The organism is Streptomyces sp. P5F9 (genome assembly GCF_057961495.1).
The window spans coordinates 1-13057 of sequence record NZ_JBXVPZ010000268.1; the positions used below are offsets into that span (position 1 = coordinate 1).

Sequence of the window (13057 nt, forward strand, 5' to 3'; positions counted from 1 at the left end):
GGGCTGGACGGACTGCGGACGGTCGCGGTGGTGCTGGTGATCGTCTACCACGTGGAGCCGGACCTGGTGCCGGGCGGCTCGGTGGGCGTGGACGTGTTCTTCACGATCAGTGGTTTCGTCATCACGCGGCTTCTGGTCGGCGAGTACGCCCGTACCGGTGGCATCGGCCTGTGGTCGTTCTACCGGCGGCGGTGGGTGCGCCTGATGCCGGCCCTGCTGGTGATGTGCGCGGTCACCGCCCTGCTGTCCGTGACGTTCGCGCTGCCGCTCTTCCGCGGGGCGTGGGCGGCCGCCGCCCTGGCCGCGGGGTCGGTGGTCAATCTCGCACGGGCCGGGAACGACGGGGCGTACTCCGATCTCACCGCGCCCCTCAGCCACACCTGGTCCCTGGGCGTGGAGGAGCAGTTCTATCTCGCCTGGCCGCTCCTTCTGCTCGTCCTGCTGCGGCACGCGACCGCACGCGCGGTGCTGGCCTGCGTCGCGGTGCTGTGCGTGCTGCCGGTGCTCTGGCGGACGGTTCTCTGGGACCCGGCAGCGGCGCACCGTATCTACAACGGCCCCGACACCCGCGCCGACCAACTCCTCATCGGCGCCCTGCTCGCCCTCGTCCTGGCCCGGCTGCGCGCCGACGACCCACGCCTGGCGTCGCTGCGCCGCTGGGCGGGCCGGCTCTGCTGGCCCGCGCTCGCGGTGCTCGGTCTGATCGCCTGGCAGATCCCGATCACCGAGGTGAGCGGCTGGAATCCCGTCTGGTACACGGTCGGTTTCCTGGCCGCCGCCCTGCTGACGGCCTGCGTCGTGGCCGCGCTGGCACTGTGCCCCCGCTCGTGGCCCACCCGCCTGCTGTCGCTGTCCACGATGGTCTGGATCGGGCGCAACCTCAGTTACGGGATGTACCTGTGGCACTACCCCGTCATCCGGCTGCTGCACGACCTCGGCGTGCGCGGTGACGCCCTGCTCCGGACCGGCCTCGCGGCCACGCTCGCCGCGGCCCTCGCCTCGTACGCCCTCGTCGAACGGCCTCCGCTACGACGGGACCGGCCCCGCGTGCGCCGGCTGGAGCCGGTTGTCGCCGCGGAACCACGGTCACCGGTCCTGTGACCGACGGCCGGCTGCTCCCCGCACGCGCCGTCGGCGCTACACCGGATCCGCCGCCGCGGTGCTCGGCGCCTGCGTCCCCGTGCTGCCGAACCTGATCCCCTTGGCCTCCTTGCCCACGGCGCTCAGCACAATCACCAGGGCCAAGGCGGGAGTCACGGTCCACGCCATCGCCGTCGGATAGCCGTGGTGCTCGGCGATGGCCTCCTGGATCGGCAGGTTGAGGGCGGCGATCAGGTTGCCGAGTTGGTAGGTGACACCGGGGTAGAAGCCCCGGATCGTGTCCGGGCTCATCTCGGTCAGGTGCGCGGGGATGACGCCCCAGGCTCCCTGTACGCACAGTTGCATCAGGAAGGAGGACAGCATCAGCCAGCCCACCGCGCTGGACAGGACGAAGAAGGGCACCACGACCAGGCCCGCGGCCGCCGCGATCATGATCGTGCGACGGCGCCCCAGCCGCTCGGAGTATGCCCCGAGGACCATGCCGCCGATGATGGCGCCGATGTTGTAGACCACGGCGATGGCGATCGCGGTGTCCGGAGACAGGCCCAGGCCCTTCTTGACGAAGGTCGGGTAGATGTCCTGGGTGCCGTGCGACATCCAGTTGAAGGCGGTCATCAGCGCGACCAGATACACGAACCGCCGTAGGACAGCAGGGTTCTTGAACACCTGGTAGGCGGGCGTGCGGTTGAGTTTGACGCTCTTCTCCCACACCTCGCTCTCCTCCACCCGGGCGCGCACCCACAGCGAGACCAGGGCTGGTACGAGGCTGAAGGCGAACAACCCCCGCCAGCCGAAGGCGGGTTCGATGACGAAGAACGCCACCGCGGCGAGCAGATAGCCGAGCGAGTAGCCGCTCTGCAGCAGGCCTGACCAGAAGCCGCGTCGCTCGGCCGGGATCTTCTCCATGGCGAGCGCCGCGCCCAGGCCCCACTCGCCGCCCATGCCGATGCCGTACAGCAGGCGCAGTACGAGCAGCACGGTGTAGTTCGGTGCGAAGGCGCAGGCGAATCCGACGACCGAGTAGAAGGCCACGTCGACCATGAGCGGGGTGCGGCGGCCTTTGCGGTCCGCCCAGAGGCCGAAGAGGAGGGCGCCGACCGGTCGCATCACCAGGGTGGCCGTGGTGAGGAAGGCCATGTCGGTGAGGGAGACATGGAAGTCGTCGGCGATCTCGCTGTAGACGAGTACGACGAGGAAGTAGTCGAAGGCGTCCATCGCCCAGCCCAAGTAGGCGGCGACGAAGGCGTTGCGCTGATCCTTGGTGAGTCCCGCTGCCTGCTCCCGGACGGTCTTCAGCATGCCAGCCCTCCCTTGGTCCGCAGGTCAGGCTAGGTGCGCGCGGTGGGGCGGACAACGCAAGGACCGGCAAAACACCCACCACAATCGGCCAAAGGGCACGACTGGTTCACAGGCTTCGCGCCAAGTCCTCACAGCAGGGGGAACCGCCCCGGTTTCGACGTCGGATCCGGGCCTGTCCCGGGACGGTTCGTCCTGCTGAACGCACGCGAAGCGAGCGCCCCTCGGCGTCACACCGGCAGGTCAGGTGCCGCGCCGCTCGCTCACGAAACTGTGGTCGCCCGGGCCCAGGTTCGGCACGGTGACCGTTCCGTCGACCACGGTCACGTCACGCGTCGATGCCTGCCGCCCGTCCCACAGCGTCCGCCGACCGGCGCTCACACGCAGGTCGCGCGCGTCACCGGGGAGGACGACCGAGCCCTGCGTGTGCCGGGGCACGTGGACCGTGAGGCGGAAGACGCGAGCACTGCTCTCCCACTCGACGCCCAAGGGGCCGTGCGGGGTGGGGAGTTGACCCGTCGCCCAGTCGACGCCGCCCGGCTGCGGGCGTACCTCCCAGGTTGCGTACCCGGGTGAGGTCGGCCGGGCGCCCAGCAGGTTGTGGGTCAGCGCCGGCAGGACACCGGTGGACCAGCCGTGGGCCATGCTGGTGTAGGCGTCCTCGTACAGCGAACCGTCGGGGCCGATGCCCTCCCAGTGGGTGATGCCGGGGTCGTTCTTGTCCATCCAGCCGTACGTACGGCGGATCTGGTCGAGCGCGGACCCGGCCCGACCGCTGAGGAAGCGGGCCTCGATCTCCGGGTACGAGGTGAAGGCGTACACCCGTTGCGACGCCTGGTCGAAGAGCGTGTCGTTGTCCATGAAGGCGTTCCCGTACGGCCGTTGCGTCGTCGCGTCGAGATGCGCGAGGGCCGAGGTGGCGCGGGCCGCGTCGGCGATGCCGGTGACGACCGCGAGGGCGTTGCCGTCCTGGGCGTGCCGCACCGCGCCCGTCCCGGAGTCGAGGTAGGCCCCCGCATCGGCGTCCCACAGAAGGGAGTTGACGGCCTGGGCAACGTTGTCGGCCCGCGTGCTCCAGCGCGTGGCGTCGTCCTTCTGGCCCAGCAGGCGGGCCAACTCGGCGGCGTTCTGGAGGACTTGGACGTAGAGCGCGTTGTAGTAGGTGACGCGGCCCGTGCGGCCCAGGAAGGCGTAGTCGCCGTATCCGCCGGTGCCGTTGAGGCCCTTGCTCAGCAGGCCCGCGTCGTCCGTGACGCTCGGGTACCAGGCGTCCAGGACCTTCAGCAGGGTCGGGTAGTAGCGCGTCGCGTACTGGCGGTCGCCGGTGTAGAGGACGTAGTCCCAGCTGCAAGTGACCCAGTACAGCGGGTAGTCGAAGAGCGGGAGAGTGTAGTTGCCGATGGAGGCGGGCGGGATCCAGCCGTCGGCGCGCTGGTGGTCGGCGAGGTCCGCGAGGACGTTGCGGGCCGCGGCGGCTGCGTCGTCGTGGGTCAGGTAGAGGGTGCGCGCGGAGACGGCGAGGTCGCCGACGTACGGGTCGCGGTCGCGCTTGGCACCGTCCTGGAGGACCAACTTCCCTTCCAGCGTGGCACTCCACGCGTTGCGGGGGTCGACGTCGTCCTGGCGGAAGGTGTCGGTGACGAGTTCGTTGGTGTACGCGGCGCCGTACCAGTAACGATTCAACTCGTCGTCGGAGCACAGGAACCAGCCGCGGTAGGTGCTCGGGGTACCCACGTACGCGGTGAACTGGAGTGCCACGGAGTCGATTTCGACCGTGCCCCAAGGCTGCGCGGCGGGGCTGTCCGAGGCGAGTGCGTCGAGGCTGATCTTGAGGTAGCGGAATCCGTGCAGGCCGTCCGCGAAGACCTTGTCGCCGGCCTGGAAGCCTTTGTGGTCCGTCCAGTTGGCGCCCTTCGCGGGTACGGCGAACTGGTCCGTGCCCCCTCCGGCGCCGCCCGCCTGGTCGGCGCGGGTGAAGTCCGAGCGGTCGGTGAGGAATTGACGGGTCTCGGAGAACGCCACCCGCACACCGGGCGAGTTGGCGGATGCCGACGTGAACTTGATCTGCGGATACCCGACCACGACCTTGCCGAAGTCCACGGTGATGGTCGGTATGGGGATCGGCTCGACCGGTGCGGGCCAGACCTCGTTGATCCGGGTGAAGTTGCCGTGCGAGGTGTCCTGGGCGTGGCTCACCGTGATGCGGACGCGGTCGGTGCTGACCTTCTCCGTGAACGGAACGGCCTTCTGCACCGCGTCGTTGCCGGTGACCGTGGCGGCGGTGTGCCAGTCGCCGTCGGTCCACACGTCGACGGTGTAGTCGGTCGGCACGCCGTCGCTGTTGGAGATGACCGTGATGCCCTGCAAGGACGTGACCTGCGGCGCGGTGATGGTGAGGACGTCGGGGAAGACGCCCAGGGTGTCGTCGTTCCAGAAGGTGTCCGGGTTGCCGTCGATCGCGTTCGTCGCGTCGTAGGTGCGCGGCCGGCCGTCGTTGCCGTTGTTGCCCGCGTGGGCCGAGGAGGCCTCGGCGGTGGTGCCGGTGGGCCAGGTCGGCGCCGCCGCGGGCTGCGGGCGCCGCAGGACGGATCTGGCTCCGCCGGGCTTGAGCAGCGCGCCGGGGTTCTTCACGTCTCCGGTCGACGCGGTGATCCGCACCGGGCGGACCGTGCGCGAGGACGGCCCCTCGACGTAGCGGTGCCATCCGCCGGAGCGACGCGACGGGTTGCCGGCGGGGGAAGCAGAGGCTTCCTCTGCCGGGAGTGCCTCCGCCGAGGGGAGTCCGGTGGAGAGGGACACCGCGGTGAGTCCGACGGTGCCGGCTGCTGCGAGAGCCACGCGACGGGAAATGCCTTTGTCCGGTGTGCTGTTCGACGCCATGCTGTCCCCTTGAGCGCGATGGATTGAATCGTTTCACTCGGCAGCTGCGTGGTGACGCTATCTCGAACAGCGGATGCCCGTACAGCGTTGGGACAGAAGTAATCGGCGATGCGCACCGTCCAGAACGAGGCGCCGCGCAACGGGAGGACCACCGGACAGGACCCTGATCGGTCGCGGCGACGTCATCGCTCCCCTGCTGACCGTCGTCGCCTCGGGTGGGAAGACGTCAACAGGCTCTGGGACGCCTGGAGTCACTGCCTTGAGGAACATGGCCTGCCGTCCGGCACGAAGGCTCCGCCCAACAATCCCGCGGTCAGGGCCTGCGACCCGAAATACCCGCTGCAGCCGGTGGAAATGGACCGGGCGAAGAACCCGCGCTACAGCGACGGCGTGCGCGCCATGGTGCGGTGCATGAACAGCCACGGCATCAAGAGCGTCGTCTCCGACGGGAATTGGAGCTTGGTCAGCGGGGACAGGCTGAATCTGCCCACCTTCGACAAGGACCAGTGCCAGGTCGAGTCCTTCAAGAACGGCAGCTGACGGACGAGGAATCAGTTCGGGGGGAGCCCGCGTGAGGCGCGGGCCGTACGCCTTTGGTCGTTCGTGGATGCGACGAACGGATGCTGTGCGCGCGGGCATCGATGCATACCGTTGGCGCGTGAACGCGAAGACGATGGCCCTCGACGTCCGGAGCCGACTGGGCGCGGCAGATATGTGGTCCCGGCGGCAGATCGTCGGCGAGACGGTGCTGGCCGTCGTCCTGGGCCTGGCCATGGCGATGACCCAGACGAGCGAGGGCGCTCTGCGGATGGTCGCCGTCGGGCTCGTCGCCGCGATGATCTCTCTGCTGCGGCGGGCATTCCCTGGCGGCGCCCTGCTCGCCACCGGCGCGGTCTCCGGTGTGCTCGGCGGTTTCGGGTTAGTGCTGATCGTGGTGAGCTGGTCGGCCGGCGCGCGGATCGAGGCACCGCGTCGGGCGCTCGCGTTCTTCACAGCTGCCTACGTCCTCTACGTCGGGCTGTCCGTCCCCAGTCCTTCGCAGCCGCTGTCCGCCGCACAGACGCTGGTGTTCATCACGCTCGCGTTCCTGGTGACGGGGGTCGTGCCCGGCCTGGCCAGTCGCAACCGTGCCCAACGCCGCACACTGATGCGCGCGTTGCACGAGCACAACGCCCAACTCCTGCGCGAACGCGCGATGATCGCGTCCCACTCACGCCTGCGCGAACGGCAGCGCATAGCGCAGGACATGCACGACAGCCTCGGCCACCAACTGGCCCTGATCGCCGTCCACACCGGCGCGCTGGAGGTCGACCGCGAGCTGACGGGCGGACAGCGCGAGGTGGTCGGCGTGCTGCGGGAGGCGTCCGTGTCCGCGATGCACGAGCTGCGCGAGGCGGTCGGCATCCTGCGTGACGGCACCCACGATCAACTGCGGGACAACGAGGTCGAGTTGGAGGCCCAGGCCCGGGGCGTGGCGGGGATCGACGGCCTGGTGGACGCGTCGCGGGGCGCGGGGACGGTCGTAGCGCTACGGCGTACGGGCCAGGCACGTTCGCTGGCTCCCGCGGCCGACCACGCGGCGTTCCGGATCGTGCAGGAGGCGCTGACCAACGCCCTGAAGCACGCGCAGGGCGCCGCGATCGCCGTCGAACTCCGTTACGAGCCGGACTCCTTGGTCGTCGAGGTCGCCAACGGGCCGGTACCCGCGCTGACTTCGGCCGTACGGCGGACCGTGGTGAGCGGCGGGCAGGGGCTGACGGGGCTTCAGGAACGGGCCCGGCTGGTCGGCGGCATGGTGCATGCGGGGCCCGCGGCGGACGGCGGATTCCGTATCGCGGGCGTGCTGCCCTACGGTCCCGGGTCGCCGCGCGCGCCGGAGAGCGGCCGGTGGCCGGCGGATCCGGGGCCGGACGGAGCGACCTTCGTCGATGCGGCGAACGACTTCCGGGGGCAGAGCGAGGGGGCGGTGCCCGGCGACGATGGCGCGGACATCGACTGGTCCGGTGCGCCGGACAGGCAGAGGGAGTTCGACATCGCCATGGGACGCAAGAAGAAGGGCGTCGCGATCGGATGCGGCGCCGCAGTGCTGACCTTCCTGGTCCTCGGGGTGGTTGCCGTCGTGCTGATCGTCAACCTGGTGGGGAAGGAGGGCGACAAGCTCATGCTCGATCCGAAGGTCTACGAGTCGGCGAAGGTCGGGGACTCCGAGACAGCCGTACGGGACAAGCTGCCGCACGGAAAGTCGTTCCTGGCCGGAACCTTGGGCGACGAGGCGCCCGCCGAGCCGCGGGGGGCGACCTGCTCGTCGTATCTCTCCACGAAGAACTGGCCGACCGAAGGGGGGAAGATGCCCGCCTTCCGCTTCTGCTTCAAGGACGGCAAACTCATCGAGAAGCGGGCCTTCGCGACCAAGTCGTAGTCTTGGGCCGCCCGTTGCCCCCGTCGCACCCGTCGCACGTCCTGCAGGAGAATCGTGATCAGAGTCCTCGTCGCGGATGACGAACCCCTCATCCGGGCGGGCATCAGGATGATCCTCACCTCCGCCGCCGACATCGATGTCGTGGCGGAGGCGGCCAACGGCCGTGAGGCGGTCGACCTGGTCCGCGCACACGCCGTCGACGTGGCCCTGCTCGACATCCAGATGCCCGTGCTGGACGGCCTGTCCGCGCTGGCCGAGCTGCGGCGGGTGGCACCGGCCGTACGCTCGCTGATCCTGACGACTTTCGGCGAGCGGGAGAACGTGCTGCGGGCGCTGAGCCAGGGCGGCGCCGGCTTCCTGCTGAAGGACTCGGCGCCGGCCGAACTGATCCAGGCGGTACGGGCCGCCGCGGCCGGGGACGCGTATCTGTCACCGGCCGCCACACGTCACGTGGTCGACCAGCTCGCCTCGGGCCAGGCGGCGGCGCGCGGCGAGGAGGCGCGCCGGCGCCTGGAGTCGCTCAGCACCCGGGAACTGGAGGTCCTCGCGCTGCTCGGCGAGGGCCTGTCGAACGCCGACGCGGGCGAGCGGATCCATGTCAGCGAGGCGACGGTGAAGACGTACGTCAGCCGGATCCTGACGAAGCTCCGGTGCGAGAACCGGGTGCAGGCGGCCCTGTTGGCGCGGGACGCGGGGCTGGGACCGAGCTGATCCGCGGATCGTCGGCCGCCGGGCCCGGCCCCCAACTGCTCCATGAGGTCACGAGGTTGTCCTCGGCCGCCTGCCAGTGGATCACCGTGTGGAAGTCGGGGAACGCGGCCCGCGTAGTCGCCGCCTCCCTGGAGGTGAGGGGGAAGGTGCTACCGCTTCCCGACGGTGTACGTCAGGTGGGTCACCCGGGACGATGTGTCCGTGCGGGTCTGGTTCAGCGTGAGGCGGTCGGGGTCCACGTGGTCGAACAGGCGGATGCCGGTGCCGAACAGCACGGGTGCGAGCGCGATCGAGAACTCGTCGATCAGGCCGCTGTCCAGGTACTGCTGGATCGTCTCGGCGCCGCCGGCGATGCGCACGTCGCGGTCGCCGGCGGCCTCGCGGGCCTGGTCGAGGGCGCTCTCGATACCGTCGTCGACGAAGTGGAAGGTGGTGCCGCCCGGCCGCTCCCACGGCTCACGCCTGGTGTGGGTGAGGACGAACACCGGGGTGTGGAAGGGCGCCTCCTCCGGCCAGGCCAGCTCGCCCGCGTCGAACATGCGCCTGCCCATGACGCTTGCGCCGGTGCGCTCGAACGTCTCCCTCGCGATGTCGTTGTCGCGGCCCTCCTCGCCGCCCTCGCCGAGCTTCAGGTTCTCCCGGAAGAACCGCAGCGGGAACACCCACGCCTGTAGCTCCGACCACTTCGCCATCCAGCGCTGGACCCTCGGGTCGTTCTGGCCTTCGGGCGAGAAGACGTCCTCGACGGGCACCTCCTCGGGCGCCATGAAGCCGTCGAGCGACATCGTCACGCTGAAGAACACCTTGCCGGCCATCAGCCCTCCGCTCCCTTCAAGTCGGTCTCGTTCCGGGTGAGTTCGGCGACGTAGGCCGCGAGGTTGCTCAGCGTCTGCTCGCCGCCCTCGATCGCGTGGTACTTCTCCACGGCCTCGTCACGGAGTTCCTTGGTGGGGAAGACCGTGCGCATCACGATCCGGGTCTCGTCGCCGGCCGGTTCGAAGATCAGGACCGACTCGAAGGCGTTCGGGTCGTCGCGGGACTCGCCGTGCAGCAGCGCGATCCGCTCCGGCGGGACGATCTCGCGCCAGGTGATCCACTCCTGGTAGTCGGTCCCGTCCGGCCCGTGCATCACGAAGTCCCAGACCCCGCCGACACGGAACTCGAAGGACCGCGTCGTCGTGGTGAAGCCCTCCGGTCCCCACCACCGCGACAGGTGCCGGACTCGTGTGAACGCCTCGAACACCAGCTCCCGCGGAGCGCCGATCACCCGGGAGATCACGACCTCGCGGTCCGCGGTCACCTGTGCGGCCTCGCCGCCACTACTGGTCGCCGCCATCATCCGGTCCCTCCTGCCTTGTCTGCTTCAGCTCCCGCACGTACTCGTCCAGCCGGTCGAAGCTCCCGCTCCAGAACCGCTCGAAGCCGCCCACCCACTCGTGGACCGGCCGCAGCCCGCGGGCGTCCAGGTCGTACAGCCGCTGCTTGCCCGCTCCGCGGACCCGCACCAGCCCGACCTCGCGGAGGACCCGCAGGTGTTTGGACGCCTGCGGCTGGGTCATCCCCAGGTTCCGCGCCAGGTCGGTCACCGGTCGCTCACCGCCCCGCAGGAGCAGCAGGATCTCCCGCCGCTGCGGTTCGGCTATCGCGTTGAACGCGTCCGAGGTCGTCGCCGCTCGTGCCATGGCGCCATCGTATGCCCATATGGGCATGTGTCAACGGTCCACCGTCCGGTCGACTCGAAGAAAATGCACACTTGTGCATTTATTCTCACCTGTATAACCTGCCGGGCATGCAGCTCGAACCACTCCAGGAATCCGGCACCCAGGACAGAAGGGTCCGGCGCTCCCGCGCGGCCCTGATGGCGGCCGCGGTGCGCCTCGTGTCCGAGCGCGGCACCACGGACATCCCGGTCACCGATCTCGCCGAGGCGGCGGACGTCAGCCGGCGCCTCGTCTATCTGCAGTTCGGGGACCGCGACACCCTCCTGACGGAAGCCGCGATCGACCTGGTGAGACGCGAGCTGCTCCCCCGGGCCGGAGAGAGCGGCGACACCTCCGAGGGAGTGGCCGCGCTGGCGCGGCACTTCGCGGAACACCGCTCCTTCTACCGCCCGATGCTGACCGGCTCCTGCGCCTTCGCCATGACGAGCACCCTCAACAAACTCTTCGGCTCCCTCAACAGGCCCGCCGTCCGCAAGCTGTTCGGCGACCTGGACCAGCAGACGGCGGACGACCTCTCGGAGTTCATCGCGGGCGGAGCCGCCACGCTCGTCAACAACTGGGTGATCGACGGCTCGGACCCCCTCGCCCCCGAGGACCTCACGAACCGTCTGCTCCGCCTCGCGTCCACCCTCACCTTCAGCCACCAAGTCCCGCCGGACGGAGGCCACCCCCGATGAACCTCCGCAGCCATCTCGCCCAGCGCCTCCTGCACCTGCCCCCGCCCTCGACCCGAGACCTCGCCGTGGAGCACGACCTGCGGGTCCCGATGCGTGACGGAGCCGTCCTCCTCGCCGACCGCTGGACCCCGAAATCCGGCCCCGCCGGCCTCCCGACCGCGCTCATCCGCATCCCGTACGGCAGGGCGGGCATGATCGCCGCACAGCTGGCCAGGCCGCTGGCCGAGCGAGGATTCCAGGTGCTGATCCAGAGCACCCGCGGCACCTTCGGCTCCGGCGGCGGCTTCGACCCCCTGCGCCGCGAACGCGAGGACGGCCTCGACACGCTGCGGTGGCTCGTCGAGCAACCCTGGTGCGGTGAGGCGGTCGTGCTCTACGGCGGCAGCTATCTGGGGTTCGCCCAGTGGTCGATGGCGGGCCAACTGCCGCCGCAGGTAAAGGCATTGATCCCCTCGGTCTCCGAGTCCGCCTTCACGCTGGAGTTCCTCCGCAAGGAGTCGTTCTCCCTGGAGGCGACCTTCGGCTGGGGCCTCCAGGTCGCGGGACAGGAACGCCGGGGAGCGCTGCTCCGCCAAGCGCTACGGCTCCGGAAGGAACGGCGCGCCTGGTACACGCTCCCGCTGAACGAGGCCGACACCGCCGCCATCGGCCGCCGCTCCGACTACTTCCAGAACACCCTCGACCACGACGCCGACTCACCGTTCTGGTCCGTGCTCGACCACAGTTCCCGGGTCGCCGACCTCACCGTGCCGGTCAGCACGGTCGGCGGCTGGTACGACATCTTCCTGCCGGGCCAACTCCGCGACTTCCAGGCACTGCGGGGCGCGGGACGGGAGGCCCGGCTCACCGTCGGACCGTGGGCGCACATCTCCATGGGCGTCGGCGTGACGGCGACCGCCGAGGCCCTCGACTTCGGTCTGGCCCACGCCCGCGGCGAGAAGCCGTCCGACCGGGCCCCGGTGCGCCTGTTCGTGATGGGCGAGGACACCTGGCGCGACTTCCCGTCCTGGCCTCCGCCGGGCTACGCCCCGCAGCGCCTCCACCTCCACCCCGCCGGCGCCCTCGCCGCCGGCCCACCGGACGAGTCCGCCCCGGACACCTACCGCTACGACCCGGCCGACCCCACGCCCGCGGTGGGCGGCGTCCGCATGGCCGTCGGCGTCACGTCGGGCCGCGTCGACAACACCGATCTGGAGGCCCGCCCGGACGTCCTCACCTACACAACTCCCGCCCTGGACAAGGACGTCGAGGTCGTCGGAGAGGTGAGCGCCGAGATCTGGTTCCGCTCCAGCCTGCCGTACGCCGACGTGTTCGTCCGCCTCTGCGACGTGGACGACAAGGGCCGCTCCACGAACGTCTGCGACGGCCTGATCAGCCTCACCGACGCCGACGTCACGACCTGCGCGAAGGTCCAACTCTGGCCGACGGCCTACCGTTTCCCGCGCGGCCACCGCATCCGCGTCCAGATCTCCAGCGGCGCCTTCCCGCGCTACAACCGCAACCTCGGCACCGGCGAACCCCGAGCGACCGCCTCCACCCTCCGCGCAGCCGACCAGCAGGTACTCCACACCCCGGCCCACCCCTCCGCAGTGATCCTGCCGATCGGGCCACCGAACTGACCAAACCTGGTGGGCCGTTGGAGCACCAGGGGGGACATCCCGTAGAACCATTCCGGGTGTTCCGGGCATCCCTTACGACCTCAGGCCGATGTGGCTCAAGGGGCCGGCGGGTTTCAATGGCTCTACTCGGCCGGAGATGCGGGGCCCGGACGGCGCCTGCTTCCTCGTCAGAACGTGACCAACTCCCCCTCCCCGAACAGGCCAGGAACATGCCCGAACTACAGCCGCTCCATGCCGACCACGCCCCGGCGGTCCTGACCTTCGAGTTGGCCAACCGCGCCTACTTCGCCACCTCGATCTCCGACCGCGGCGACGCCTACTTCGACGAGTTCACCGCCGGCTTCGACGCGTTGCTGGCCGAACAAGAGGCCGGCATCTGCGCCTTCTACGTGCTCGTGGCCGAGGACGGCTCGGTCCTCGGCAGATTCAACCTGATCGACATCACCGAGGATCACTCGGCGACACTCGGCTACCGGGTGGCGCAGCACGTCACCGGTCGCGGCGTGGCGACCGCAACCGTCCAGGAACTGTGCCGACTGGCAGCCTCACAGCACGCCCTGCGCACGATCCGAGCAGCCACATCCCACGAGAACATCGCATCCCAAAAGGTGCTGACCAAGGCCGGCTTCACCC

The 13057-nt window shown here is 69.9% G+C and carries 12 protein-coding genes; 7 read left to right on the forward strand and 5 right to left on the reverse strand.

The window, feature by feature from the left end; all coding sequences use genetic code 11:
* Positions 1-1101: acyltransferase family protein (locus AC31A1_RS32845; RefSeq protein WP_489656817.1), on the forward strand; the 1101-nt coding region annotated here is incomplete at its 5' end.
* A gap of 36 nt (positions 1102-1137) precedes the next feature.
* Here the strand turns inward: AC31A1_RS32845 and AC31A1_RS32850 are convergent.
* The gene (locus tag AC31A1_RS32850; RefSeq protein WP_489656818.1) at positions 1138-2400 is read right to left on the reverse strand and encodes an MFS transporter; all 1263 of its coding nucleotides are present in this window, start codon (positions 2398-2400) and stop codon (positions 1138-1140) included.
* A 240-nt stretch (positions 2401-2640) separates the two neighbouring features.
* Positions 2641-5235, reverse strand: coding sequence for an alpha-L-rhamnosidase-related protein (locus AC31A1_RS32855; RefSeq protein WP_489656819.1), 2595 nt, complete (start codon positions 5233-5235; stop codon positions 2641-2643).
* Positions 5236-5385: 150 nt separating this feature from the next.
* Here AC31A1_RS32855 and AC31A1_RS32860 point away from each other — a divergent pair, with 150 nt between their 5' ends.
* From AC31A1_RS32860 to AC31A1_RS32870, 3 genes are all read left to right on the forward strand, one after another.
* Positions 5386-5817: a hypothetical protein gene (locus tag AC31A1_RS32860; RefSeq protein ID WP_489656820.1), complete on the forward strand. Its 432-nt coding sequence runs from the start codon at positions 5386-5388 to the stop codon at positions 5815-5817.
* A 133-nt stretch (positions 5818-5950) separates the two neighbouring features.
* Positions 5951-7696: a sensor histidine kinase gene (locus AC31A1_RS32865; RefSeq protein ID WP_489656827.1), complete on the forward strand. Its 1746-nt coding sequence runs from the start codon at positions 5951-5953 to the stop codon at positions 7694-7696.
* 54 nt (positions 7697-7750) lie between these two features.
* A complete protein-coding gene (locus AC31A1_RS32870; protein WP_489656821.1) occupies positions 7751-8407 on the forward strand; it encodes a response regulator transcription factor in 657 nt (218 codons plus the stop codon).
* Between the two features lie 149 nt (positions 8408-8556).
* Here the strand turns inward: AC31A1_RS32870 and AC31A1_RS32875 are convergent, their stop codons facing one another.
* From AC31A1_RS32875 to AC31A1_RS32885, 3 genes are read right to left on the reverse strand one after another with little or no spacing between them, the layout of a single operon-like run.
* Entirely contained in the window at positions 8557-9222 is a 666-nt protein-coding gene (locus tag AC31A1_RS32875; protein WP_489656822.1) for a dihydrofolate reductase family protein, read from the reverse strand.
* Positions 9222-9743 (reverse strand): SRPBCC family protein, encoded by a 522-nt coding sequence (locus AC31A1_RS32880; RefSeq protein WP_489656828.1) that lies wholly within the window; start codon positions 9741-9743, stop codon positions 9222-9224. Before AC31A1_RS32880 ends, AC31A1_RS32875 begins: the two co-directional genes overlap by 1 nt.
* Positions 9727-10089 carry an ArsR/SmtB family transcription factor gene (locus AC31A1_RS32885; protein WP_489656823.1) on the reverse strand — a complete coding sequence of 121 codons (363 nt, stop codon included), beginning with the start codon at positions 10087-10089 and terminating at the stop codon, positions 9727-9729. Before AC31A1_RS32885 ends, AC31A1_RS32880 begins: the two co-directional genes overlap by 17 nt.
* 107 nt (positions 10090-10196) lie before the next feature.
* On the opposite strand from AC31A1_RS32885, the gene AC31A1_RS32890 reads away from it, so the two are divergent.
* The 3 genes from AC31A1_RS32890 to AC31A1_RS32900 form a co-directional block, all read left to right on the forward strand.
* Positions 10197-10805 (forward strand): TetR/AcrR family transcriptional regulator, encoded by a 609-nt coding sequence (locus tag AC31A1_RS32890; RefSeq protein ID WP_489656824.1) that lies wholly within the window; start codon positions 10197-10199, stop codon positions 10803-10805.
* Positions 10802-12424 (forward strand): CocE/NonD family hydrolase, encoded by a 1623-nt coding sequence (locus tag AC31A1_RS32895; RefSeq protein ID WP_489656825.1) that lies wholly within the window; start codon positions 10802-10804, stop codon positions 12422-12424. The genes AC31A1_RS32890 and AC31A1_RS32895 overlap by 4 nt, the downstream gene beginning before the upstream one ends.
* A gap of 209 nt (positions 12425-12633) precedes the next feature.
* On the forward strand, positions 12634-13057 hold a 424-nt coding region (locus tag AC31A1_RS32900), incomplete at its 3' end, for a GNAT family N-acetyltransferase (RefSeq protein ID WP_489656826.1).